Origin of the sequence: Levilactobacillus cerevisiae (assembly GCF_003946245.1) — a bacterium.
In the GTDB taxonomy this organism is placed as follows: Bacteria; Bacillota; Bacilli; order Lactobacillales; family Lactobacillaceae; genus Levilactobacillus; species Levilactobacillus cerevisiae.
Map to the genome: position 1 here is coordinate 109,778 of NZ_RHNN01000004.1, position 24,294 is coordinate 134,071.

The 24,294-nt window shown below is 50.5% G+C and carries 18 protein-coding genes; 14 read left to right on the top strand and 4 right to left on the bottom strand.

Annotated features, from left to right (window positions below):
* Positions 1-15 precede the first annotated feature (15 nt).
* The gene (locus EKM99_RS02715; RefSeq protein ID WP_125580687.1) at positions 16-609 is read left to right on the top strand and encodes a L,D-transpeptidase; all 594 of its coding nucleotides are present in this window, start codon (positions 16-18) and stop codon (positions 607-609) included.
* A gap of 546 nt (positions 610-1,155) precedes the next feature.
* Here the strand turns inward: EKM99_RS02715 and EKM99_RS02720 are convergent.
* From EKM99_RS02720 to EKM99_RS02730, 3 genes are all read right to left on the bottom strand, one after another.
* Positions 1,156-2,067, bottom strand: coding sequence for a proline-specific peptidase family protein (locus EKM99_RS02720; RefSeq protein WP_125580689.1), 912 nt, complete (start codon positions 2,065-2,067; stop codon positions 1,156-1,158).
* A gap of 633 nt (positions 2,068-2,700) precedes the next feature.
* Positions 2,701-5,148: a Xaa-Pro dipeptidyl-peptidase gene (locus EKM99_RS02725; RefSeq protein ID WP_125580691.1), complete on the bottom strand. Its 2,448-nt coding sequence runs from the start codon at positions 5,146-5,148 to the stop codon at positions 2,701-2,703.
* 804 nt (positions 5,149-5,952) lie between these two features.
* Complete coding sequence (locus EKM99_RS02730; protein WP_125580693.1) at positions 5,953-7,347, bottom strand: APC family permease; 1,395 nt, start codon at positions 7,345-7,347, stop codon at positions 5,953-5,955.
* Positions 7,348-7,617: 270 nt separating this feature from the next.
* Here EKM99_RS02730 and EKM99_RS02735 point away from each other — a divergent pair, with 270 nt between their 5' ends.
* The 9 genes from EKM99_RS02735 (at position 7,618) to EKM99_RS02775 (ending at position 15,016) form a co-directional block, all read left to right on the top strand.
* The gene (locus EKM99_RS02735) at positions 7,618-8,040 is read left to right on the top strand and encodes a bis(5'-nucleosyl)-tetraphosphatase (protein ID WP_125580695.1); all 423 of its coding nucleotides are present in this window, start codon (positions 7,618-7,620) and stop codon (positions 8,038-8,040) included.
* Positions 8,030-8,605: a nucleoside/nucleotide kinase family protein gene (locus tag EKM99_RS02740; RefSeq protein WP_125580697.1), complete on the top strand. Its 576-nt coding sequence runs from the start codon at positions 8,030-8,032 to the stop codon at positions 8,603-8,605. Before EKM99_RS02735 ends, EKM99_RS02740 begins: the two co-directional genes overlap by 11 nt.
* An 850-nt stretch (positions 8,606-9,455) precedes the next feature.
* Complete coding sequence (locus tag EKM99_RS02745; protein ID WP_125580699.1) at positions 9,456-9,914, top strand: Fur family transcriptional regulator; 459 nt, start codon at positions 9,456-9,458, stop codon at positions 9,912-9,914.
* Positions 9,915-9,989: 75 nt separating this feature from the next.
* Positions 9,990-10,523, top strand: coding sequence for a hypothetical protein (locus EKM99_RS02750; protein ID WP_125580701.1), 534 nt, complete (start codon positions 9,990-9,992; stop codon positions 10,521-10,523).
* A 20-nt stretch (positions 10,524-10,543) separates the two neighbouring features.
* Positions 10,544-11,521: a DUF6681 family protein gene (locus tag EKM99_RS02755; RefSeq protein ID WP_125580703.1), complete on the top strand. Its 978-nt coding sequence runs from the start codon at positions 10,544-10,546 to the stop codon at positions 11,519-11,521.
* Positions 11,522-12,113: 592 nt separating this feature from the next.
* On the top strand, positions 12,114-12,854 hold the full coding sequence (locus EKM99_RS02760; RefSeq protein ID WP_125580705.1) for an amino acid ABC transporter ATP-binding protein: 741 nt from the start codon (positions 12,114-12,116) through the stop codon (positions 12,852-12,854).
* 21 nt (positions 12,855-12,875) lie between these two features.
* Positions 12,876-13,709, top strand: coding sequence for a transporter substrate-binding domain-containing protein (locus tag EKM99_RS02765; protein WP_125580707.1), 834 nt, complete (start codon positions 12,876-12,878; stop codon positions 13,707-13,709).
* Positions 13,706-14,344, top strand: coding sequence for an amino acid ABC transporter permease (locus EKM99_RS02770; RefSeq protein ID WP_125580709.1), 639 nt, complete (start codon positions 13,706-13,708; stop codon positions 14,342-14,344). The genes EKM99_RS02765 and EKM99_RS02770 overlap by 4 nt, the downstream gene beginning before the upstream one ends.
* A 15-nt stretch (positions 14,345-14,359) precedes the next feature.
* Positions 14,360-15,016 carry an amino acid ABC transporter permease gene (locus EKM99_RS02775; RefSeq protein ID WP_125580711.1) on the top strand — a complete coding sequence of 219 codons (657 nt, stop codon included), beginning with the start codon at positions 14,360-14,362 and terminating at the stop codon, positions 15,014-15,016.
* 759 nt (positions 15,017-15,775) lie between these two features.
* On the opposite strand, the gene hflX is transcribed toward EKM99_RS02775, so the two are convergent.
* Positions 15,776-17,053 (bottom strand): GTPase HflX, encoded by a 1,278-nt coding sequence (gene hflX, locus EKM99_RS02780; RefSeq protein ID WP_125580713.1) that lies wholly within the window; start codon positions 17,051-17,053, stop codon positions 15,776-15,778.
* Positions 17,054-17,729: 676 nt separating this feature from the next.
* Here hflX and EKM99_RS02785 point away from each other — a divergent pair.
* The 4 genes from EKM99_RS02785 to EKM99_RS02800 all read left to right on the top strand — a co-directional run bounded on the left by EKM99_RS02785 (position 17,730) and on the right by EKM99_RS02800 (position 24,294).
* On the top strand, positions 17,730-19,355 hold the full coding sequence (locus EKM99_RS02785; RefSeq protein ID WP_125580715.1) for a peptide ABC transporter substrate-binding protein: 1,626 nt from the start codon (positions 17,730-17,732) through the stop codon (positions 19,353-19,355).
* A 1,149-nt stretch (positions 19,356-20,504) separates the two neighbouring features.
* Entirely contained in the window at positions 20,505-22,127 is a 1,623-nt protein-coding gene (locus tag EKM99_RS02790) for a peptide ABC transporter substrate-binding protein (RefSeq protein WP_125580717.1), read from the top strand.
* 200 nt (positions 22,128-22,327) lie between these two features.
* Complete coding sequence (gene opp3b, locus EKM99_RS02795; RefSeq protein WP_125580719.1) at positions 22,328-23,257, top strand: oligopeptide ABC transporter permease; 930 nt, start codon at positions 22,328-22,330, stop codon at positions 23,255-23,257.
* 11 nt (positions 23,258-23,268) lie between these two features.
* A complete protein-coding gene (locus EKM99_RS02800; protein ID WP_125580721.1) occupies positions 23,269-24,294 on the top strand; it encodes an ABC transporter permease in 1,026 nt (341 codons plus the stop codon).

A 24,294-nucleotide genomic window follows, 5' to 3' on the forward strand; every position in this document is an offset into this window, starting at 1 on the left:
AAAGGACGGCAGAGTATGAGACGTTTTAGACAGTTACTCGTGGTGGTCGCACTGATCATCGTTGCGGCAGTCGGGGTCAACCGGGTCTTTCAAAAGATGACGGCGAGTCCCAGCACGAGTCAGCGGACGACCCAAACGACAAAGAAGACGGCCAAGGCGGATACCATTAATTGGCGGCAGCCGTCTGAAAGTAAACCCTACCCCAATCTCAACAAATACCCCAATGCTTGGCTGGACGTGAATACCAGCAAGCAACGTGTGTACGTTCGTGACGGCAATAATAAGGTGTTGTACACCATGTATTGTTCCACGGGGACGGGGAAGGAAAACAAGACCCCGCATGGCACGTACGCGATTCAATCGGAACGGGGTAAGTTCTTCTATAACCAGAGTTCTGGTGAAGGGGCCAAGTATTGGGTCTCCTGGAAGGATCATGGTATCTACCTGTTCCACAGTGTGCCAACCGATAAGAACGGCAATTACATCAAGAGTGAAGCTGAAGAGTTAGGCAAGACGGCCGCGTCACACGGATGTGTACGGCTATCCGTCGCCGACGCCAAGTGGGTCTACAACAACGTGCCTTACGGGATGAAAGTTGTGATTCACTAGTCATTGGGACGAACACAAGGAGGCAACCAGGCGATTGAGCCGGGTTGCCTTTTTGTGTGCTAAATTAGCTAAAGATTGTCACCTGCGGCTGCCAGAGATTCCGCCTGCTGTGGGGACCGCCTGCGGCCTGGGGAGCGGTCCTCCGGCTCGATTTGAAGCCTGTCAAAATTCGCCAGTCTCCAAACGCGTCCCACGACGTAACCTGAGAAAATCGCTCAGCTAACGTCGTCGACACAGCGGTCTGCATCTCTGTCCTCCTCCAGTTAAGATTGGGTGTTAACCACTACAGTGCTGCAAGGCAAGAGTGTGGTGGTAGTTGCCGCCTAATCCTTGACTGAGGCAATGTAGGTGCGAGCGAGTTCAGTTGTGGTTCAGCCGTGGAATTGGGTTTGCCGACCTTACATTGCCGAAACGTGTGGCAGCGCACTCTTTTCCAGTCCATGGCAAGCCAGCAGGTTCAGACACCGTTGCGATTCGGTGCGAGTAGTTCGGTTAAAAAAAATCCTCACAAGCCATCGCGGCTAGTGGGGATTTTTAGGATACAGATTATGCGTTAAAGTTACCAGATTCCACGTCACGCATGAACGTTGCCAAGTGATCGTAATACACTGGGGCGTTGTCGATCATGTGGTGGTGGCCACCTTCAGGCGTGGTGACGAAGCGAGAGTGGGGGATGAGTTCCGCCATCTTCTTGCCGGTCGCGATTGGCATGGTTTCGTGCTCACCAAAGGTCAACAGGGTTGGTACCTTGATTTCCTTCAGGTGGTCGCGGAAGTTCCATTCCTTCAGCTTGCCCTTGATGACAAATTCGTTGTCACCCTGGAAGGCACCGTAAACGTCGGTTGCCATGGTGCTGATCAGGTGAGAAATGGCTGCGGGCTTCTTCCGGTCCACGTAGCCATCGTTTAAAATATCCACGTAACTTTGGTACTTAGGGTCGTCGTAGTTACCATCGGCTTCGACCTGCTTCATGTAGGTCACTTGGTCGGCCGTCAAAACGGTTTCCCGGATATGGTTGATGCTTTCAACGTATTCGTCAATGTTATCAACCATGGAGGAAATGATGGCTCCCTTCAAATGTTCGCCGTACTTGGCAGCGTACATTTGAACCAAGGCGCCACCCCAGGATTGGCCAATCAGGTAGAATTTGTCGATGCCCAGCTTTTGCCGAACTTCTTCAACTTCATCCAGGAAGTAATCGTAGGTCAGATACTTTTTCGCCGTCTCGGGGTCGCTGTAGTCAGGTTGGTCTGAGTACCATGACCCAAGTTGGTCGTACATGTGAACCTGAACGTTCAGGCCTTGTGCGGCGAGTTGCTTAGCGGTATCTTCCCAGTATTCGTGGTTGCCACCGGGGCCACCGTGCAATGCGAGCAGGTGGATGTCGCCAGTGCCTTGGGTGTTGGTCCAAAGGTGGTAACCGTTGTCTAAGGTGATAATCGTTGTGCCTTGCTTCATGAAAAATTCCCCCGTTTCTAATAAGTTATTAATAGTTTAGCACTGTTAGCCATATTTCTAAACACTTAACCATTGGTCTTGGTTAAACTGGTGGTTTGCAGCGCCTCCGGGATGGTGAAAATAGGATCGGACCGCTGTGGGAAGGACGCCCAGAGCCAAAGGGCGGTCTCTGAGCTTACTTTGAGCCTCCAAAGGCGAGTCTCAAAGGTACCACTCCAAGTAATCACGTTCCGTGACTACTTCAAGTCCCACGGCTAGACCTATTTTCACCATCCCTGTGGCTAACACTGGTTTAACCAGGAAATGGATCGCTGCTATGCAGAGAGTAGCTGCCAGATGGGATTAATGCGTTGTGTCGTGATTTGGCGAAGTGACTGGATAATTGCCTAGATAAGACAATCAGGACGCGACTGCCATAGAAAAACGAAGGTTAATGTGAGTGACCAGAGGTGGGTCAAAGTTTCCAGCTGTGTCGATGGTCTTGGCTGAGGTTTCTCACTCAGCCTAGAGCATGGGGCGATCTTTGAGACGCCTGAACTTTGTGGCTCAAAGTCAAGCTGGAAGACCGCCCCTCAGGCTGGAAGCGACCCCACAGCAGGGAACTTTGAACCCACCGCCGGGAACGGACTTAACCTACTTTTTCTCAGGCAGGTAAGGCAGGTGGAGGGCGGAATTGCCGAGCTGAATCGAGTACTGCAGCTCCTGGTTCCCCCGCACCGTCATGCCAAAGTCAGTCGCATAAATGACCAACCCCAGCTGATGCCCCGCCAATAAACGGTAGTGCGTCGGTTGTAGGGTCACGCTCAGGTCGTAGAATTCATTTGCCTTGAGTGGATCCACGTGGTAAGTGTTGGTCCGATTCTGCAGGTTCCGGTGGCCCTTGGTAATCATCTTAAACGGCGTGCTCGTGGTCGTTTGAAATTCGCGGAGGTCGTCTTCACGCCAACGATAACCCTCGTCCAGAGCCTTGCGTGCCAGGATGGTTGGTGAGACTCCCAGGCGTTTGGCATCCCCGTAATCCACGATTTGGAAACTCAACATGCCGACCGGTTGGTTGACGGCGACGCGTAGATCAACGGTGGGCTTACCATCCAGCAAGAGGTCGTCGGTGAGCACGGCGGATTTGAAAATCAAACGGTGGTTAAACATGTCGTTGTGTTTCTCACCGAGCAGGGCGTTTTGCCAGTCGTCAATGTGGTGCGTGTAGTGATTGAATTGGTCCACCGGTAGTTGATCGTTGAAACTTGTGGCGTAGGCCAATGGTTCGTGGGTGTCCTGATCGACCAGTTCGTCCGCTTGCAAATTAAAGTTGCGGGTCGGATTAGTCGGCGCGTCCCAGTCTTCGTAAGCGTTCCAGGTTTCTGGTTGCACGTTGTCTTGAATGATGACGTTTGGCAACAGCGTGTCGGCCTGGTTGTCGACGCCCAAGAGTTCGTGCGTCAGCCAGAGATTCACGATGTCCGTGTAGTCAATGGAGCGAAAGGCATTGATGTAAATGTGTTGGCCTTGGTGTAGGATGATTTTCTTGGTCACGGGTAAATCACGGACGGCATTCCACAGATTATTGACGTTGCGGGGTTTGACGTTCCAGTCGTTCAGGCCGTGGACCAGCAGGAGGTCCGCCTTAATGTTTTTGACGTTCTTCAGGTAGTTTCGTGCGTCCCAGAAACTGTTGTAGTCCCCGGTTGACCGGTCTTGCCCGTGGGTGATGGCGGCGAGGTCGGCTTGCCATTTTGCCTGAATCCGGTGATAATCACCGGCCTGTAGCTGACGGCTAAACGTTTCTTCAGCCAGCACGTCGGCGTCTTCACCGGGGAAGCCACCGGGCGCGATGACCAGGCCACCGTCACGGTAATAGTCGTACCAGTTGGAAATGGCGGCCTCAGAAATTACCGTCTTCAAGCCGGCAACACCGGTCGTTGCGGCGGCCGTCGCTAAGGTACCTAGGTAGGAGCGGCCAGTCATGGCAACTTTGTGATTGCTCCACCAAGCGGGAATGGCCTGTGTGGCGTTGCGACTGGTGAAAGCAGTGCGGTTGCCAGCCAGCCATTCAATGATTGCAATGGTTGAGGTGGTTTCCTCGGGGTCACCGGTCGTCCGGACACCATCGGAATCCAGTGTCCCAATTCCCGCGGCATAAACCACGGCGAACCCGCGAGCTAAGAAGTAGTCGTTTAGCGTGTAGGACTGTTCCCGCGCAAAGGTCTGTTCGGCTTCCTGCGTGGTGGCGGTGACGGGACGGGGAGCGGGTACAGGTGTGTCGTCTGGCTGTGCCGTGATGTCAGCTAGTGTTAAATCGTTCGGCTGTTTTGGCTGCAGGGGCACGTTAACGTTGTGCATCATGTGGTCGCCGGCCTCGTCGTTGGTGCCCTGGTTGTAAGGACTCGCGGTGTAGAGGACGGGAACGGTCAACCCAGCTTCCGTTTCGGCCGGTCGGATAACTTCGGCCTTTAACAGGTCGCGTTTGCCGTCGTGGTCGGTATCCTGGGAACTTTCCACGTAAACGACCTCACGAATCAGGTGGGTCGTATCGAAGACGGCTTGGGACTTGCCGTTAAAAATGAGTGGCTTTTCCACGTGGGCGTCGTGAACGAACGGGTCAAAGTAGCCGTGGGTGGTCAGCTGGTCCAAGAAGCTCTGGCCGTTTTTAGAATGGGTCGTTAGTAACAGGTACCAGGCTTGTTTGAGCTCGGCCAACGTGAAATCGGGGCCGGCGTGATCAGCCACGGGCAGTTGAATTTTGACCATCGCAGCTAGTGGGTCGCTTAGCTTAAAGTCCAAGTCGACGCCAAAGCCTAGCCGTTGTAGCGCCAGGTTGTAGAAAACGGTGACGGGCACGTTGTCGTGGTGGCTCAGAAAGTCCAAGCCATCCGTATCCGGCGTGGCCATCAGGTTACTGAGCTGTTGCCGAATGACGTCTGGCATGGTGAACTCCGGCCAGCTGCGGGCATAGAAGTCACACAGTAAGTGGCTGGCAGTGGTGATGGTTGCATTGGTTTCGTCTAAAAAATGAATTCGTTGAAGTTCGTCTAGGGCCTGTGCGGGTGCAGTGGGCCGAATGGCAAATTGTTGGTTACGCATAATAATCGCCTACCTTTTCAATTTTAAAAATCAACGGGACATTGGGTTAGTTCTTGAAACTTGTGGTGATTGCGCCTCCGGGTTGGTGAAAACTGGGCCTGGTCGTGTCCGTTCCCGGCGGCGAGTTCAAGGTGCCCTGCTGTGGGGCCGGTTCCAGCCTGGAAAGCGGGCTTCCACCTCAACTTTGAGCCTGGGGTGCGGTCTCAAAGGTTGCCCCATGCTCTAAGTAGCGAAGTTCACGCTACTAAGACCATCGACACAGCTGGTCACCTTGACTCGCCTCTGGTCACTCCCACGACTGTACCAGTTTTCCCAACCCTGCGGCTAATACAGAATTTCAGGATTGACAGTTGTACTGGTGGCTCAAATGGTTGAACTTGTTGTTCGTGAGCCCAGTTAAAAGTAGTCATACCGAGAAGTTAGCATAACTTTACGGTAACGTTGACTAGGTTGAAGAATGGCGCGTTGTGAGCAAAATGCTCAGGCTAATAAATACATAGGTTAAGAAACAATCGGTGAATGTCCTCACTACTAGTGGGTTACACTCACCGGGATGTAAAAACGTATTCTAAGCCGGAGGAGGATGGAGATGGAGGTAGCTGTGTCGACGGTGTTGGCTGAGCGCTTTTCTCAGCCTACAGCGTGGGACGTGTTTGGAGACTGATGGGTTTAATCAGGCTTCAAACCGAGCCGGAGGACCGTTTCTCAGGCCGCAGGCGGTCCCCACAGACGCCGGAATCTCCAGCAGCCGCAGGCGAGTGGCTACCGACAATTTTGTTGATAGCGCCTATTTTAAAACCATCGTTACGCCTGATCGTTCAACCGGCTGTGACGGATGCCGTAGCCGAAGTAGATCAGGAGACCCAACGCAAACCAGATTGACGACGCAATCCAGGTTTCCGCTGGGAGTTGGAGCATCATGTAGAAACACAGAATGCCAGAGACGATGGGCAGTACCGGGTAGAAGGGCACCTTGAAGCCGGTATTGTGGGGCATTTCTGGTAAATGGCGCAGCCGGAGAATCCCGAAGGACACGAACAGGAAGGCCACCAGGGTGCCGATGTTGACCAGGTTTGTCAGCTGAGCCAGTGGCACGAAGCCACCAAGCAGGGCAATCACAACGGTAATGACCGCCAGACTGTGCTTGGGAGTGCTGGTCTTCTCATCAATTTTGCCTAAGAATTTTGGCAACAGGCCGTCTCGTCCGACCGAGTAGATTAGGCGTGACGAACTGTAAATCATGGTGACCATCATGGTAAACATCCCCGCCAGAGCACCCAGCGAAATGATACCGGACGTCCAGTTTTGATGAACCAACGTGAGCGCAAAGGCCACGGGGTCCGCGACATTGAGCTTGGTGTAGTGCACCATCCCAGTCAGCACGATGGCGACCAGCATGTAGAGCACGGTGGCCACAATCAGGGTGCCGATAATCCCAATCGGCATGTTCTTCTTGGGATTTTTAACCTCGGCAGCGGAGGCGGAAACGACATCAAAGCCCAAGTAAGCGAAGAACACGGTCGAGGCGCCCCGCAGAATCCCTTTGGCACCAAATGGGGCAAACGGTTGCCAGTTGCTAGGCTTGACGTAGAACACGCCAACGACCACGAATAAAATAATGATAGCAATTTTCACGACCACGATGACGTTGTTGATCCGCATGGACTCCCGCATTCCCCGGTTCAGGAGCCAGCTGATGAAGAACACCACCAGAATCGCCACGAGGTTGCCGTACGTGCCGTGGGCCGGATCGTACGAGCCACTAATGGCGTTGGGCAGATGTAGACCAAAGCCAGCGAGAAATGATTTGAAATAAGCCCCGAACGCGGTCGACACAGCGGCCACGGCCAGCACGTATTCCAGAATCAACGCCCACCCCAGAATCCAGCCGATGATTTCGCCAAAGACCAGGTTGCCGTATGAATAGGCGGAGCCGGCCACCGGCAAGACGGAAGCGAACTCGGCGTAGCACATCGCGGCAGTGGAACAGACGATGGCCGCGATGAGAAAGGACAGGACGATGCCGGGCCCACTGTACTGCGCGGCGATGGTCCCGGGAAGAATGAAGATCCCAGTCCCAATCACCGCGCCAATGCCCAGTGACATTAAGTCCTTAGCCGTCATTGTTTTGGCAAAGTGTTGATCACTCTTTAAATAATTATCTAATCGTTCGCGACGAAAGATTCGCGCAAGTCCCATAGAAAGCCTCCTTATGTAGTTGAACCTAAACGATCCCTATATAATGATGATACACATTGTGGGGAGCGGTTTCAGCATTTTTTGAAATTAAATGCCCCAATTGACCAGCACAATGGTTGGGGATGTCTCGGATAGTGTACCGTACCCTTAAATTAAAAGTCAATGAGAGTAAGCGCTTGTTTTTGAGAAAGTCGGAGTTATTTTACCCTTTCTGGTCAGTTTCGATTTAAAATAGAAGGAGTTTATTTAAAATCGAGGAGGCAATTTATTGTGATTACCGAAAATGCTAGCGGCGCGGTCGTGTACCGACTCGTCGATAATCAGATTCAGTACTTGTTGTTAAAGAGCGCTACCAGTAACTTCTGGGGCTTTCCAAAGGGTCACGTGGAGGGCGACGAGAGTGATATTCAGACGGCCGTTCGTGAGATTACCGAGGAGACCAGCCTGGTGGTTGCCATCAATCCAGAATTTCACGCCGACTTGGATTACGATATGCAAAATGGCCATCACAAGCACGTGGTGTTGTACACGGCCTTAGTGCCAGCAGATAGCGTCATCAAACGCCAAGTCGTGGAAATTAGTGAATTTGGCTGGTTTACCTATCAGAGTGCCCGGGAAACGCTGAGCTACGAGAATCTTAAAGGGTTATTGGATCAAGCCAATACCTACCTGGAGGACCAGCATGGCGAATAAAGTTTTGGTGATTACCGGGGCGACTGGGACGGGCAAGACCACGGTACAGGACTACCTGGTCAGTCAATACCCCGTCACCAAGGTCATCACACACACCACCCGCCCACCGCGGCAAGGGGAAGTCGATGGCGTCGACTACTATTTTGAAACTGAAGCCAGTTTCCCCAAGAACCATTATTTGGAGTCGGTCGTTTATGCTGGCTACCACTATGGTTCCTCGCGGGAGGGCTTGGCTCGTGGGTTTGAGCGGGCACCCTTTGACGCCATCGTGTTAGACGGCAAGGGCGCCATCACCTACGCGCAGGAACTGGGAGACCAGGCCGTGATCATTTTCTTAACGGTCAGTGAACCAGATAAGCTGGCGCATCGCCTGAGCAAACGGGGTGACGATGAAAAAATGATGGCCCAACGTTTAGCCAGTCCAGAATACCAGCGTGATTTGACCATGCCTCTGGCGTTGCGGGGCAAGGCGATTCAGTTGAACAATGACAATTGGCAACAGACCCAGCTTAAGCTGGATGAGCTGATGACGCGGCTGGAGCGGACGGAGACGGCAGATAGTTGAGTTTCCAGGTAAATATGGTAAACTAACAGGGAATTCGGGTTTCCGTTCGCCTTACCGGAAAATTAAAATGGGACCGGAACGCTGTGGGGAGGACGCTCCGAGCTATAGGACGGTCTCTGAGCTTGCTTTGAGCCTCTTAGTTCGAGTCTCAAAGACACCACTCATAGTAAGGACGTACCGTCCTTATTATGAGTCCCACGGCTGGGCCCATTTTAATTTTCCTCACGGCTGACACTGGTTCAACCCGTTCCCTGTTGGTTTATCAATTTCTTGATGGGGTGTGGGTAGTTTGAATGTGACCGGAATGCTGTGGGAAGGACGCTCCGAGTCTGAGAAGCGGTCTCTGAGCTTGCTTTGAGCCTCCTAGTTCGAGTCTCAAAGGCACCACTTATAGGAAGGACGATTCGTCCTTCCTATAAGTCCCACGGCTGGGCACATTTAATCCGCCCTCATGGCTGACACTGGTTTGAACCATTCCCTGTTGGTTTATCAATTTCTCGTTTTGGTCAGGTGAATCATTGGAGTATCTTGGATGCTCAGTATCGGTCTGGCAGCGGTTGCCAGTATGATTGGTTACTATCTATGTAGGCGTGAGTGAGCCAAATTTAGGCTCAGCCGTGGGATTTTCCAAGTGTTCTACTTGGAAAATAGCGACTTTGAAACGCGATTTTGGCGGTCCAAAGCGAGCTAGCAGACCGTTTCCTAGGCTGCTGGCGTCCTCCCCACAGCGTTCCAGCCTAGATTTGGTGAACGGTAAGCCGGCAGTTTTAGACAATGTTGCCGATGCTATTCAGACTACATTTCAACTAAAAATTAATACAAGCTACACCCAAGAAGGAGGGCCCCGATTATGGCAGAATCTTTGACCACCGCCGTGGCAATTTTAAAAAAGAATAAACTGAAGATGACCAAGCAACGGCATGCGTTACTTGAGTTCTTGCTGACGAACCAGGCCCACTACACGGACGTGGTCACCGTTGATGCGTACATGCGGACTGAATTTCCGGGGATGAGCCACAACACGGTTTACCGCAATCTGAAGGAATTCGAGGAAGTCGGCATCGTTGAGCAGAACACGGAACAGGAACGGGCCCGCGTGAAGTATCAGTGTGACCTTCACCACCAACATCATCACCACTTTGTTTGTCAAAATTGTGGCAAGGTGATTGAACTACAGATGTGTCCAATGGACTTTTTCACCGACCAATTACCCGGTTGTGAAATTGCTGGTCACAGCTTTGAGCTCTACGGCCTGTGTGCTGAGTGCAAAGCGGCCGGCGTTCAGGAAGCAGACTTAGTGAAAAATTAAGAGAAATTTGACAGATTTTTGAATTTCCTATGCGACAATGGGATTAATTACGTTAAATGGAAGGAGGAATGACGCATGGGGTACCGCACACCACCCTTAATTACGCCATTCGCAATCGTATCAATGGCCTTGGCCCTTGGTGCAACCAACGTGGTCACCAACACGGTCACGAAGACGAATGAAGGGGCGACTCGGGTGTCTAACACGAGTTCGTCACTGGTTAGCAACATGTCTTCGAGTGATTCGAAGAAGGCTAGCGATAGCAGTAAAAAGAGTTCTGACTCATCCAAGAGTAGCTCCGACAGCAGCAGTGATTCCTCATCGGACAGTTCATCGACGGATACGGCTAGTTCATCCGCTAAGAAGACGTCGTCCACCGACAACAGCACGGCTGATACGACTGGCACTGGGACGACCGGCTCAACCGGGACAACCACTTCCAAGAAGAAGACGTCCTCCAGTGCGGCTAGTTCATCGGCCACAACGAATGACACGACGAACAGTACCGACACAGCAAGTGACACCACCGGGACCGCGGACACGGGTTCCAGCACGTACAGTCACACGACTTATGGTGCCAACAACACGACCGATGATTCCGGTCAATAACGAAGGAAGGGGGACCGATAATGCTTAGTTTCCTTGATATGGTCAACCATTATTTAGGCTACATCAACGTCAATGCGAAAATTAAAAACCGGATTTACGTGGTCATCGGTGCGTTAGGTGACCTGTACCTGTTCTACATCGCGGTCCGGTACCTGCAAAATAGTCACCCGTTCTGGGGACTGTTGATCTTATTGGTAGCTTTGATTCTCTTATACTTTGTCTACTTGAATACCATCTATTTCTTCACTGAAAAGAAAGCACCCTTTGATATTTCACCGACAATTGAAAGATGGCTGCACATTAAGCCCAAAGACGCCGACATCGAGACGACTAAACCCGGTGTTCGCGGCGGCCGAAACATTCCCGCCAACGGGTACTTTGACGAGAAGAAAATATTACCCGGTAAATTAACGGCGAGCGCTCAGGATGCCCAGAACGTTCAGAATTTGGCGACTCAGCTGCAGCAGAACCAACTGCTACAACTAGACTATTCTGGTTTGGGTGATCGCGAAATTATGGAACAGACGCGCAAGAATGGCAAACCCGTTTACGCTTCGGGCCCCGGCATCTTGATTCCTTATTTTGAAATGAAGAATGAAGGCAATCAGCTGGTGGTCTACGCGGGCCTGAACCAAGCTGAAAAGCAGCGGGTCGGTGTCGTCAGTACGGTCGGTCTTCAAAATGTGGCCGACGTTCGCGACCAAATCGAACTGTACTTGGCTAACGCAACCTTGGTGGGTGGCCCCTTCAAGGTGTTGGGCCGCACGTCACTGATTGAGCAACCTGGTGATTTCCAGGTTGCCGTACAGTTGGCGTATAAGCACAGCGATGATCAAGCCACGAAGCCATATAGTAGTGGGACTAGTACCAGCACGTACGGTTCCACGACCACGGCACCGCGCAGTACAACCACGCGGCGCACACGGTATGACAATGATCAACCAACGTCTACGAGTGACGATGAGCCGATGACGCGGACGTCACGGTATCGGCACTAAATAGTGAGATTAACAGAGTCAGTCACCTTTAAGGGTGATTGGCTTTTTTTCTGCCCTGCCGCAAGTGACGCGACTATGACAGCTTGACTGGATGTGCTAGATTGCTAGGCGAAAAGTGCCACCTGCGGCTGCCAGAGATTCCGTCTGCTGTGGGGACCGCCTGCGGCCTGGGGAACGGTCCTCCGGCTCGGTTTGAAGCCTGTCCCAAAACGACAGTCTCCAAACGCGTCCCAGCTAACACCGTCGACACAGCTGACTCCATCTCTGTCCTCCTCCGGTTATGATTGTTTTTCAACCTGTAACAATCGAGCACAAAATCTGTGGGTGATTCATGAGAATTGAGGCCCTGCTTACTTGAGTCGTTTGGTCAACTGAAATATTTTTGAAAGCAGGCCGAACCATGGTACGTCTAATCTTTGAACCCTCAAATGGTCAGTAGGGGTGGGTAACCTAAAGTGGTTTACTTTGACCGGGTAAAAAATTTGGTTTAAACTTTACTTTAGACACTTTAAAAATTCATTCTCAAGGGATTGAATGAGGCGCTAGTCCGCCGCAAGCACGGCAAACAAATCACTAGTGGAGGGAATACTTTATGTCAATGATCGAATTTCACAACGTGGAAAAGTACTACGGCGATTTCCACGCGCTGCATAACATTAATTTAACGATTGAAGCCGGGGAAACTGTTGTTTTAATCGGGCCTTCTGGTTCCGGGAAGTCCACCTTGATTCGGACCGTTAACGGTTTGGAACAGATTCGCGATGGCCAATTGATTGTTAACGGCCAAGATTTAGCGAACCCCAAGACTGATATGAACCGGATCCGGAAGAACGTGGGGATGGTGTTCCAACACTTTAACCTCTACGCCAACAAGACGATTCTGGAAAACATCATGTTGTCACCCCGCATTGTGCTTCACCGGGGCGAAGAGGAAAACAAGAAGGTTGCCATGGAAATGCTCGATCGGGTTGGTTTGGCCGATCAAGCACCTAAGATGCCATCCCAACTTTCTGGTGGGCAACAGCAACGTATCGCCATTGCGCGGTCGTTAGCCATGAAGCCAAAATGTCTCTTATTTGACGAACCAACCAGTGCCTTGGACCCCGAAATGATCGATGATGTACTGAACGTTATGAAGACCATCGCCCGGGACTCCAGTATGACGTCTTTGGTTGTGACCCACGAAATGGGCTTTGCCCGTGAAGTGGCCAACCGGGTTATTTTCATGGCTGACGGCCGGATTTTGGAAGACGATTCTAAGGAAACCTTCTTCGATGGCCAGCCAACCAACGAACGGGCTCGTCAATTCTTAAGCAAGATTTTGACGCACTAATAACGGGGAGGAAAGCTCACAATGAAAAAATTAATTCGCAGTTTGAGCCTGCTGCTCTCCCTGGTTGCCTTGACGGTCATCGTTAGTGCGTGTGGGAATAAACTGTCCTCACGGAACGTCTACAAAACCGATCAACAATCCAAGACAATTACTTGGGGGGTCAAAGCAGATACCCGGTTATTCGGGTTGCTCGATACCAAGGACGGGAAGATCAAAGGGTTTGAAGTGGACTTAGCCACAGCACTCACCAAGCAGATGCTTGGCAAGGATGCTAAGGCCAAGTTCATTCAAGTAACGAGTTCGACGCGGATGCCCATGCTGAAAAATGGGAACATCGACGCCATCATCGCTACCATGACCAATACGCCAGAACGACGGAAGCAAGTCACTTTTTCAAACACCTACTTCTTTGCCGGTCAATCATTACTGGTTAAAAAGGGTAGTAGCATTAAAAATGTCAAAGATTTGAACAAACAAAAGGGCACGGTCCTGGGAGTTGTTGGGTCTGATTCAGTGGAAAACGTGGCGAAGGTCGCTCCCGATGCCAAGGTCTTACAATTGACCGACTACGCCCAAGCAATGACGGCGTTGAAGTCCGGCCAAGGCCAAGCGCTGACAACCGACAACGGGATCCTTTACGGGATGTCCGTGCAAAACCCGGGGTATGAAGTTACCGGGGGCACGTTCGTTTCCGAACCTTACGGGATTGCCATGGATAAGAACCAGACGCCGTTTAGAAACGCGACGAACACGGCTTTGGCTGAGTTGCGGGCAAACGGGACTTACAACAAGCTCCTCCACAAGTGGTTCCACAACGTGAAGGGCTTCGACTACAAGGAGGCGGCTAAAGAATGATTCATATCTTTGCAAATTATGGAGGCACGCTCCTTTATGGCCTAGGCCAAACGCTGCTTTGCAGTCTGCTTGCCTTGATCTTCAGCTTGATTCTCGGGACGCTCTTTGCCTTACTTGAAGAGTCTCCTAGCAAGTTCGCCCGGGGTGTTGCGCGGGTCTACATCGAAATCTTCCGGAACATTCCCTTACTGGTGATCACCATGTTCTTCTACGTGGTCTTCCCACTGTACGTCATCAAGATGAATGGGTTCACCGCCGGAACGATTGGGTTAACGCTCTACACCTCAGCCTTCATCGCTGAAACGGTGCGGGCCGGCATCCAGTCCGTTGATCCTGGTCAAATGGAAGGGGCCCGCGCCAACGGGTTATCTTTCTGGCAGGCCATGCGGTTCATCATCTTGCCCCAAGCCTTTCGTTACGTGATTCCGCCACTGGGTAACCAATTTGTGAACCTGGTCAAGAACTCTTCAACGTTAGCCTTCGTGGGTGGCTTTGATTTGATGTACCAAGGGAACGTCATCGCGTCCAGTTCACTGGAAACCATTGCGGCTTATTCCGCAGTCGGGGTCCTCTACCTGGTCATCACGATGCCCATCAGTTACTACATGCGCTACTTAGAAAAACGGTTAGCTTAGGGGAGGAGAATAAATATGTTACAAAACTTTATTGATGCCTACTCCCCAGATAACTTACGCTACCTGTTCGGTGGACTTGGTATTACGATTCTGGTTTCCGTCGTGTCCATCATTGGGAGTTTCATTATCGGCTCGATTCTCGGAATCATTCGCTACGTTAAAATTAAGTATTTTTCAGCAATCGTCGGGTTTATCATTGACGTTATTCGGAATTTGCCGCTGATTTTAATTCTGTTCTTTACTTACTTCGGGTTACCCAATTTGGGGGTTAAACCAGAAATCATTCCGGCGGCCATTCTGGCGATGACGATTTTTGAATCCACCATGCTGGCAGAAATTGTCCGGTCTGGGATTCAAGCCGTTGACTCCGGCCAAATGGAAGGGGCCCGTGCCAACGGGTTGAGTTACTGGCAAGGTTTGTGGTACATTGTGTTACCGCAAGCCATGGTCAAGATGATTCCCGCCATCGTGAGTCAGTTCATTTCGCTGGTTAAGGATACGTCACTGGCAACCATCATTCTCTTGCCAGAAATGCTGTACCGGTCACAAATTATTTATGGCCAAAACACCAACTACATCATTCCGATGTTCGTGGCGATTGCGCTGATGTACTTTGTGGTTTGCTACTGCTTGTCCGTCCTCGCCCGGTACTTGGAGAAACGCCAGGCTTAGGAATTAAAACATCGCCTCCGGGATGGTGAAAATGAGGCCGTGGCGCTGTGGGCGGGCGCCTGGAGCCGAAAGGCGGTCTCCAGGCTTACTTTGAGCCGCTGAGAAGCGCGTCTCAAAGATACCAATTCCCTAAGCGACCAAAACGTCACTAAGGGAATTCCCACGGCTTGGCTCATTTTCACCATCCCTGCGGCTGACACTGTCTTAATGCCACACTGGCGGTTCTCCACGACTGTTCTTTCTGAGTGGTTGATTGCGATGGCCACTGGGTTGAACAGTTTGTTATCTATGATTTAATCATGTAAATATGAGCTCACTCATTTCGGTTTTAGAAATGGGTGGGCTTTTTTAATTTGTGGGTGATTACTATTTTCGGCGGCGAGTTCAAGGTGCCCTGCTGTGGGGTCGGTTCCAGCCTGAGGAGCGGGCTTTCACCTCGACTTTAAACCTGGGGAATCACCAGTCTCAAAGGTCGTCCCGTGGCCTAAGCCGAGAAAACTCGGCTAATGCCATCGACACAGATGGGCACCTTGACTCGCCTCTGGTCACTTACATTGGTGGCTTATGTTTCTATGGACAGTGGGAATTGTTTGAATGATACTCTTGTCTCGTGTCATGTTCCTTCTTGAATGGCATTCGAACCTGCACACAAATAAGGCGTAGACCATCCCGTTATGAGATGTGCCTACGCCTTAATTTGTGATTTTGTTAAATTAGCTTTTTTGAAAGACCGGATAGCCTCGAAACAAAGGAATGATCCTACTCCGTCACCACATATTTCTTGAAGCGGTCGAAGTCAACGTCTTGCAACTCAACTTTCAGTGCGGTGCCTTCTGCTTCGTAGTTGGTGGTTAAGACGTTAGCGTGGTCGTTCATGTAGGCTACTACGTCACCATCCGCAAATGGCACCAGGAAGTCGGCCGTCACGTAGTTGTGGAAGACCTTTTCCTTGATGGCTTCTACTAACGCGTCGATGGAGGCCGGATCTTTGGCGGACAGAATCAGTTGGTCGCCAACTCTGTTCGGGTAGTGGGCCTCTGTCAGGTCAGCCTTGTTGAAGACCGTGACCATTGGGACGTCCGTGACGCCGATGTCTTCCAGCGTTTTTTCAGTTGTAGCCATCATGGATTCCTTGTTCGGGTCAGCATAGTCAACGACCTGAATTAAGAGGTCGGCGTTGGCTGCTTCGGCTAACGTGGAACGGAAGGCCTTGACCAGTTGGGTGGGCAGTTGACTCACAAAGCCAACCGTATCGCTCAGGAGCATTTTCTTTTGGTCGGGGAAAGTCAGTTGCCGGACGCTGGTGTCCAACGTGGCGAATAGCATGTTCTTCACGAAGACTTGTTTTTCTTCGCTCTTACCAAATTCGCGGACCAAGGCGTTCATTAACGTGGATTTTCCAGCGTTGGTGTACCCAACGAGGGCAACGGATGGCAACTGGTTGCGTTCCCGTTGTTGGCGTTGCGTGGCCGCTGCCTGGTTGATTTCCTTGAGTTCATGGTTGACGTGATTGATGGACCGTTGAATGGTCCGGCGACTCATTTCAGTTTGAGATTCACCGGCACCACGGTTGGTAAAGCCACCGCCGCCACCGCTACCCGTTTGTTGGTCCAGCCGTTGTGAGGCGCTGGTGTGCAAACGGGGGAGCTGATATTGGAGCATGGCGAGTTGCACCTGAAGTTTAGCTTCACGAGACTGAGCCCGGTTGGCGAAAATTTCCAGGATTAAACCGGTGCGGTCCATGATGCGGGCCTTGGTGCCGGCTTCCAGGTTCCGGATTTGGCTAGGGGATAGCTCATCGTTCACGACAATGGTATCTACACCGTCATCCGCAACAATGGTGGCGAGTTCCGCCACTTTTCCCGTGCCAAAGTAAGTGCCGGGATTAGGCTTCGGTAAAGCCTGTTGGATCTCTTCAACAACGGTCATGTTGTTGGCTTCCACTAAATTCTTCAGTTCAGTCATCGAGTAGCTAAACGTGGCTTGACCAGCGTTCAGACCAATTGTGATAACTGGTGTTTGTGGGGTTTCTTCCAAAAAATCACCCTCCTTAAAAGTCTATACGTTGAGTATACCATGCCAGCTGGCAATCGCCGAAAGATTAGGTCACGTTAGGCTTTTGATTGTGTGAACTGCTTCACGGCATTGATTTGAAATGGGTGACATTGTCTAAACCTACCGGCTTACCGTTCGCCTCCGCCTGCGGCTGCTGGAGATTCCGGCGTCTGTGGGGACCGCCTGCGGCCTGAGGAGCGGTCCTCCGGCTCGGTTTGAAGCCTGATAAGGAACATCAGTCTCCAAACGCGTCCCACGCTGTAGGCTGAAAAAAGCATTCAGCCAACACCGTTGTCACGGCTACCTCCATCTCCAGCTTCCTCCGGCTACGATTGTGGTTCGACACTTAAATTGGTGTTAGTCACCGGTGGTAGTAGTCAACGTCAATTTCGGATCATTGACCAGGTTTTGAATCTCACGGAAATGGTGTAGCTCTAATTGTGACAAGGGTGTTGGCGCCTCTAACGAAAATTTTATAAACAATAAGTATCACTTAGCCGGTAGTACGACGGGGCGGCGGCTTTTGGACTGTTAACAAAAAGTGTAGAAAGTTTCAATAAATGAGAATTTAGTATTGATTCTCATTTAGTTTTAATCTATAGTGGTCTGTATCAACAAGTTGTTTGGACATACCAACTTATAGAGGGGTCGGAATTTGATGAGGGTAAAATCAGTTTTAAAGTTAGGGACGGTGGCCGCGTTGACTACTGTGGCGTTAGCTGCTTGTGGCTCGTCCAGTAGCAGTAGTCAGGCCAAAGATCAAACGTTGACTTGGATGGAAAGTTCTTCGTTGCCTACCATGGATAATTCGCTGGCGACCGATGTCGTTTCCGGTGAAACGCTGAACAACACGGGTGAGGGCCTGTTGAAGTTTGGCAAGAATAGTAGCACGCATCCCGGGGTTGCCAAGAGTTACAGCAAATCCAAGGATGGCAAGACGTATACGTTTAACCTGCGGAAATCCAATTGGAGTAACGGGGACAAAGTAACGGCCAAAGACTTCGTTTACGGCTGGCAACGCACCGTTAACCCGAAGACGGGGTCACAATACGCCTACCTGTACGCTGACGTCAAGAATGCCAACGCGATTATGAATGGCAAGAAGGCCGTTTCAACCTTGGGCATCAAGGCCGTTGGCAACTACAAGGTGCAGGTCACGCTGGTTCACCCCGTGAGCTACTTCCCAACCTTGGTAGCTCAGACTGCGTTCTTCCCGCAAAACCAAAGCGTCGTGCAGAAGTACGGCAAGAAGTACGCCACCAACGCTCAGGACAACGTGTATAACGGGGCCTTCAAGCTGACTTACTGGACCGGGACGTCAGACAACTGGACGTTGACCAAGAACACCAAGTACTGGAATGCCAAGTCCGTGAAATTGAAGCACATTAAATTTAGTGCGGTCAAGGATCCTCAGACGGCTTTGAGCCAATACCAGAGTGGCAAGCTCGATGCCATTTACCTGAGTGGGCAACAACCGAAGAACTACAAGAACAGTAAGGAATACCACGCCCGGAACAGCTCTCGAGTTGCTTACCTGGAATTGAACGAAAAGAAAGACTCCATGATGCGGAACAAGAAGGCCCGTCAAGCCTTGTCCTTAATCATCAACCGGCAACAATTTGTGAACAAGGTGCTCGACAACGGGTCCAAGGTCGCCAACGGTATCGTCACCACCGGCTTAGCTGTCCGCAATGGCAAAGACTTCGCTTCTGAAGCCTCGATTCCGGCCGCAACGGAACACAACGTGGCCAAAGCCAAGAAGCTGTGGAAAGAAGCCCTGAAGGAAACGGGCCGCAAGAGCTACTCCCTGACGTTAATGGCTGATGATACGGCTGAAGGCAAGAGCACCACAGAATACGTGCAAAGCCAATGGTCGAAGCTGCCTAACTTTAAGGTAACGAACTCTAATTTGCCATACAAGACGCGGTTGACGCGTTCTGCATCCGGCCAATTCGATGCCGTCGTGACGTTATGGGGCGCTGATTTCCCAGACCCAATCACCGACCTGTCCCTCTTCACGTCGGACAACTCGTACAACAATGGGAAATGGTCCAACAAGACTTATGACAAATTGATCAAGGAAGCAACGACCACCAATGCGAACAAGCCAGCCGCTCGTTGGCAGAACATGGTTGATGCCCAAAAGGTTCTGTTAAAGGATCAAGGCATCATCCCGGTTTACCAGAGTGGCAAGCCACAATTGATGAAGTCCAAGGTCAAGGGAATCGTCTACTTCCCAGTTAGCTCCAACTGGGACTTCAGCAAAGCATATATCTCCAAGTAAAAGGTTGGTGGGGGATTGCCACCTGCGGCTGCCAGAGATTCCGGCTGCTGTGGGGACCGCCTGCGGCCTGGGGGAACGGTCCTCCGGCTCGGTTTGAAGCCTGCCAAAGGTCGTCAGTCTCCAAACGCGTCCCACGGCGTAACCTGAGAAAATCGCTCAGCTAACGCCGTCGACACAGCTGCCTGCATCCCTGTCCTCCTTCGGCTACGATTGCTCTTCAACATGATATTGCCGTGACAATCGCTGGACTGTCAACGTTTGTCTACCGTAATTGGCACCGTCTATGTAGGCGTGAGTGAGCCAAATTTAGGCTCAGCCGTGGGATTTTCTAAGTGGTCTTCTTGGAAAATGGCGACTTTGAAACGCGGTTCTGGCGGTTCAAAGCGAGCCGGTAGACCGCTTCACAGGCTACCGGCGTCCTACCCACAGCGTTCCGGCCTAAATTTGGCGAACGGTAAGCCGGCAGGTTTAGACAGTGTTCTATCCCTGCGTACATCTAAAGGTTGCAACCTTTAGATCGCAGAAAATAAGAACAGGACTGATTTGCTCCTAGAGAGGGCAAGTCAGTCCTGTTTTCGTATGGATAGGTATTTGACCAGTCATGGTGTTAGACGGTCGTGAGCGGACTGCTAGGCCCATTCACGACCGGATGACGTCTTCAGTCGGTTATCCTTTTGTTCGTTGACCGCTCTTACGGAAAACTTAGAAAGCTATACACGATCCTAGCAAAAATGAATATTACTAATTTTGAGGATGCTGAGGGCTGATGAGTCGCGACTACGGGAATAAAATCCAGTCCCCAATGACCACGGATTCCCGTCAATCGGCGTTCGCCGAACTCTCATAAAAGGATTTACTAACTTCTTGTAACCGTAACCAACGCCGAGATTTCAATGATTAGCGGGGCAAACTTTATGCCATTTTTCTGCATATGGTATACACAAAACGGAAATTTATCCCAAATCAAATGTGACATGAGATTTTAATTTTTCATTTGAAACACTGCTGTATCAACGTTCTTATAAAACTTTTTAAATTAAATGTGCTTTTACCATTGATTTTAATTGTTTTCTAATATACAATTGCAATATCAAATTTGAGGTTGTCAATTTATTTCTCAAACAACACTAAGAGGGGTTGGATTTAAAAATGAAAATCAATTCGGCAGTCAAACTAGGAACGGTGGCGACGTTCGCAGCTGTATTACTTGCAGCGTGTGGGTCATCGTCAACTTCTAGCAGTTCCAGTAAGCAAACGCTAAACTGGATGGAAAGTTCCGCTTTACCATCTATGGATTCATCCACCGCAACCGACGTGGTTTCAGGGGAAACCATGAACAACACCGGTGAAGGTCTTCTCCGGATCGGTAAGAACAGTTCCATTCACCCTGGGGTCGCTAAGAGCTACACCAAGTCAAAGGACGGGAAGACTTACACCTTCAACTTACGTAAGTCTAACTGGAGTAACGGCGACAAGGTAACCGCTAAAGACTTCGTTTACGCCTGGCAACGGACCGTCAACCCCAAGACGGCTTCACAATACGCTTACATGTACGCGCAGGTTAAGAACGCCAACGCCATCATGAACAAGAAGAAGCCAGTTTCTAGCTTAGGAATCAAGGCCGTGGGTAATTACAAAGTGGTTGTCACGTTAACGCAAGCCACTAGTTACTTCCCTTCATTGGTTGCAAGTCCAATGTTCTTCCCACAAAACAAGTCAGTTGTTCAAAAGTACGGTAAGAAGTACGCAACGAACGCAGCTGATAACGTCTACAACGGTCCGTTCAAGTTGACGTACTGGACTGGGACGTCTGATAACTGGACAATGAGCAAAAACACCAAGTACTGGAACGCCAAGAATGTTAAACTAAAGAAGATTAACTTCAAGACGATGAAGGATCCACAAACTGCTTTGAGTCAATACCAAAGTGGCAAGCTGGACGCAACATACTTGAGTGGTCAACAACCAAAGAACTACAAGAACAGTAAGCAATACGTTGAACGGAAGAGTGCTTCGACCTTCTACATTGAATTGAACGAAAAGAAAGATTCAATGATGAAGAACAAGAAGGCGCGTCAAGCCTTATCCTTAGCAATCAACCGGAAGCAATTTGTTAACAAGGTCTTAGCCGATGGTTCAACGACTGCCAAGGGCCTGGTTTCAACTGGGTTAGCTTCTAAGAACGGGACGGACTTCAACACCGCTGCTGGTGTCTCCTCCGCTACCTCACAAGACTTAACCAAGGCCAAGAAGCTTTGGAAGGAAGCCTTGAAGGAAACCGGTCGTTCTAGTTACTCATTCACGTTGATGGCCGATGACACCCCAGCTGGTAAGAACATCGCTGAATATGTTCAAAGCCAATGGGCGAAGTTAGGCAACATCAAGGTTACGAACAGTAACTTACCATTCAAGACACGGTTAAGCCGTTCACAAAATGGTCAATTTGATGCCGTCGTCTCCGCTTGGGGCGCTGACTTCCCAGATCCAATCTCATTCTTGTCCCTGTTTACTTCTGGTAACTCATACAACAACGGGAAATGGTCTTCAAAGGCTTACGACAAGGATGTTGCCGCAGCCACTGGTAAGGATGCCAACAACTCATCTGCTCGTTGGACCGACATGGTTAACGCGCAAAAGACCCTCTTAAACGACCAAGGGATCATCCCCGTTTACCAACAAGGGAAAGCCCAACTGGTCAAGTCCGATGTTAAGGGATTGATTTACTTCCCAACCGGCGCTAACTGGGACTTCAGTCAAGCTTACATCAAGTAGGCATACGTGTGACTCAGGTATCACGTGTTAGGTGAGAGCCTAACCAAATAAGCATTATCGGGGAGTAAGGATTAACGCGAGTTGGTCCTTACTTTTCGATATTATTGCAATCATTTATCATCTTGTTGTTTTCGTGGAGTTTTTGTTAAGTTTAACAACTTAACGGTAACGAATAAGTCTACTGATTGAGAGGTAAACAAATGGCAAAGTACCTAGCAAAGCGGATCTTCTACCTGATCCTGACCTTATTCATCGTTATTACCGTGACGTTCTTCCTGATGAAGTTGTTACCCGGAACGCCACTGACCAACCAAGCTAAGTTGTCCAAGAGTCAGATTGCGCTGATCTACGAACAATATGGTTTGAACAAGCCAGTTTGGCAACAGTACCTGCTGTATCTGGCAGGCGCCGTGCGTGGTAACTTCGGAACGTCTTTCCAATTTAGTGATCAACCCGTTTCCTACTTGTTATCAAGTCGGATCGGACCATCCTTGCAGATTGGGCTGCAAGCCATGATCTTTGGGGTTATTCTCGGAATTCTTGTGGGATCCTTTGGGGCAATGCGGCAAAATACGTGGGTTGATACCACCGCAACCGTTGTTTCCATCTTAGGGATTTCCATTCCATCCTTCGTCTTGGCCGTTTTACTCCAGTATTACCTGGGGTTGAAGCTCGGCTGGTTCCCAATCGCCGAATGGGGCGGCTTTATCTACACGGTATTGCCAACCCTTGCGCTAGGAGCGACGCCGTTAGCCGAATCGGCGCGGTTCGTCCGAACCGAAATGGTCGACGTGTTGAGTTCAGATTATATTGAGCTCGCTAAGGCGAAAGGCTTGAGTCGTACGGGGGTTATTTACCACCATGCACTCCGGAATAGTTTGATTCCGTTGATTACGATTGTTGGGCCGTTAGCCGTTAACATCATGACTGGATCCATGGTTGTTGAAAACATTTTCTCCATTCCTGGTATCGGGGAACAATTCGTCAAGTCCGTCTTGACGAACGATTACCCAACCATCATGGGCTTGACCATCATCTATTCATTCATGCTCTGTGTCGTTCTGTTGTTCACTGATATCTTATACGGTATCGTTGATCCACGGATTCGGCTTACAGGAAAGGCTAACTAGGAGGTAAATAAATGGCAGATACAGTTAAACTCCCTGAAGATAGCTTTAAGCGAATCAATGCCGATGACCGGGCAGCGCTCGACAGTGAAAAAATTGCGGCGCCTTCCTTAACCTTCGCGCAAGATGCATGGCGGCGGTTGAAGAAGAACAAGGGTGCTTGGGTATCCTTGATTGTCTTAGCCATTGTGTTCATCATGGCCTTTGGGTCCCTTGTGGTTTCGCCACATGACCCGAACGCCGTGCACCCGTCTTACGCCAACTTACCGTCAAAAATTCCCGGCATCAACATTAACGGGTTCAACGGGACGTTGGTTCAAGCGGGCGAACGAATCGATGCTTACAAGCAGGCTGGGGCTTCCAGCAAGTTTTACGTGATGGGGACCGACTACTTAGGCCGGGACCTGTTCTCACGAGTCCTTTACGGGACACGGATTTCCTTGATCATTGCGTTAGTGGCGACCCTCTTTGATTTAACGATTGGGGTGACCTACGGGATGTTCTCGGGGTGGAAAGGTGGCCGCATAGATACCATTATGCAGCGAATCATTGAAATCATCTTGTCCATCCCTAACCTAGTTGTGATCGTCCTGTTGATTTTGATTCTGAAACCCGGGATGACCTCGATCATCATTGCCATCGCGTTGACGTCGTGGACCAACATGGCCCGACTCGTCCGAGCGCAAACGATGGAGATAAAGGAACAAGAATACATTCTGGCGGCGAGAACGCTGGGTGAGCGACCGATGAAGATTGCCTTTAAGCATCTTCTGCCGAACCTCTCCAGTGTGATCATCATTAACACGATGTTTACCATCCCTAACGCCATCTTCTTCGAAGCCACCTTGTCCTACATTGGGATTGGGATTTCCTCACCACAGGCTTCACTAGGGACGTTGTTGAACGATGGGCAGAAGAACTTCCAGTTCTTACCATATCAAATGTGGTGGCCAGCACTGGTCCTTTCCATCATCATGTTAGCCTTTAACCTCTTGGGTGATGGCTTACGGGATGCCTTTGATCCGCGGACGAAAGAGTAG

What these genes read in the sequence shown, in the direction of transcription:
- EKM99_RS02715 (WP_125580687.1), top strand. Translation starts at nt 16, where the DNA reads ATGAGACGTTTTAGACAGTTACTCGTGGTGGTCGCACTGATCATCGTT.
- EKM99_RS02750 (WP_125580701.1), top strand. Translation starts at nt 9,990, where the DNA reads ATGGGGTACCGCACACCACCCTTAATTACGCCATTCGCAATCGTATCA.
- EKM99_RS02790 (WP_125580717.1), top strand. Translation starts at nt 20,505, where the DNA reads ATGAAAATCAATTCGGCAGTCAAACTAGGAACGGTGGCGACGTTCGCA.
- opp3b (WP_125580719.1), top strand. Translation starts at nt 22,328, where the DNA reads ATGGCAAAGTACCTAGCAAAGCGGATCTTCTACCTGATCCTGACCTTA.
- EKM99_RS02800 (WP_125580721.1), top strand. Translation starts at nt 23,269, where the DNA reads ATGGCAGATACAGTTAAACTCCCTGAAGATAGCTTTAAGCGAATCAAT.
- EKM99_RS02760 (WP_125580705.1), top strand. Translation starts at nt 12,114, where the DNA reads ATGTCAATGATCGAATTTCACAACGTGGAAAAGTACTACGGCGATTTC.
- EKM99_RS02775 (WP_125580711.1), top strand. Translation starts at nt 14,360, where the DNA reads ATGTTACAAAACTTTATTGATGCCTACTCCCCAGATAACTTACGCTAC.
- EKM99_RS02740 (WP_125580697.1), top strand. Translation starts at nt 8,030, where the DNA reads ATGGCGAATAAAGTTTTGGTGATTACCGGGGCGACTGGGACGGGCAAG.
- EKM99_RS02720 (WP_125580689.1), bottom strand. Translation starts at nt 2,067, where the DNA reads ATGAAGCAAGGCACAACGATTATCACCTTAGACAACGGTTACCACCTT.
- EKM99_RS02755 (WP_125580703.1), top strand. Translation starts at nt 10,544, where the DNA reads ATGCTTAGTTTCCTTGATATGGTCAACCATTATTTAGGCTACATCAAC.
- EKM99_RS02765 (WP_125580707.1), top strand. Translation starts at nt 12,876, where the DNA reads ATGAAAAAATTAATTCGCAGTTTGAGCCTGCTGCTCTCCCTGGTTGCC.
- EKM99_RS02745 (WP_125580699.1), top strand. Translation starts at nt 9,456, where the DNA reads ATGGCAGAATCTTTGACCACCGCCGTGGCAATTTTAAAAAAGAATAAA.
- EKM99_RS02730 (WP_125580693.1), bottom strand. Translation starts at nt 7,347, where the DNA reads ATGGGACTTGCGCGAATCTTTCGTCGCGAACGATTAGATAATTATTTA.
- EKM99_RS02785 (WP_125580715.1), top strand. Translation starts at nt 17,730, where the DNA reads ATGAGGGTAAAATCAGTTTTAAAGTTAGGGACGGTGGCCGCGTTGACT.
- EKM99_RS02725 (WP_125580691.1), bottom strand. Translation starts at nt 5,148, where the DNA reads ATGCGTAACCAACAATTTGCCATTCGGCCCACTGCACCCGCACAGGCC.
- EKM99_RS02770 (WP_125580709.1), top strand. Translation starts at nt 13,706, where the DNA reads ATGATTCATATCTTTGCAAATTATGGAGGCACGCTCCTTTATGGCCTA.